General features: G+C 42.7%; 1 protein-coding gene. It reads left to right on the top strand.

The window, feature by feature from the left end:
* Positions 1–275: hypothetical protein (locus tag L5L97_RS22815; protein WP_263184011.1), on the top strand; the 275-nt coding region annotated here is incomplete at its 5' end.
* Between the last annotated feature and the right edge of the window lie 387 nt (positions 276–662).

Below are 662 nucleotides of genomic sequence, written 5' to 3'. Positions count from 1 at the left end.
TATACGAAGTTGAGCAGCCACAAGAAATAACAAAACCGTTCTCATATGTTATTAATCAAATAATACATAGCTATACGTTTTTATTCGCTTTCAAGTCAAAAGATAATATCGAAGGGATTCTGTTCAACTCGGATCGCAGCAAGAAGAAGGAACTATATATGCTAAAAATCGCTGATTTTATCGAATTACTATCTCCAATAGCACAGTGCTACATCGGGAGAACAATCATGCAAAGAAACAGTGATGGCGGAATGGTCGTGGTTCATAGTGAGTAAACCATTAACAAGGCCAAGCACATCGCCCGCAAAAAACGCGGGCTGGACCTCGGTATCGCTCGGCCCGTGTTGGCGGCGTTACCTATAGAAATTTTTATCCGAAACAGACGCGTTAGAGTTAAGGCTTTAACACGGAAATGTCCGTGCGACCTGAGGTCGTATGAAGCGCTGTTCACAGCGATAAGAGTGAACCATCTGTATCACCAGATGACCCTAAGACTCTGAATAAAGCAGCGAGTCTGACAATGTAACGATATTTGGCTTTATGCCGAATGGGAACAGAATCGTGAGAGGACGTTCTTCCTGATAACCACAATCGGGTAAGTGCTAGGGTGTCAGTATGATGAACGTAAGTGAATCCATATAAGGTGCGTTATACGTGAAACA

The organism is Shewanella sp. SM71 (genome assembly GCF_025653905.1).
GTDB lineage: Bacteria > Pseudomonadota > Gammaproteobacteria > Enterobacterales > Shewanellaceae > Shewanella > Shewanella oncorhynchi.
Note: the sequence above shows the minus strand (reverse complement) of the source record. Positions and strands in the feature narration are given on the sequence as shown.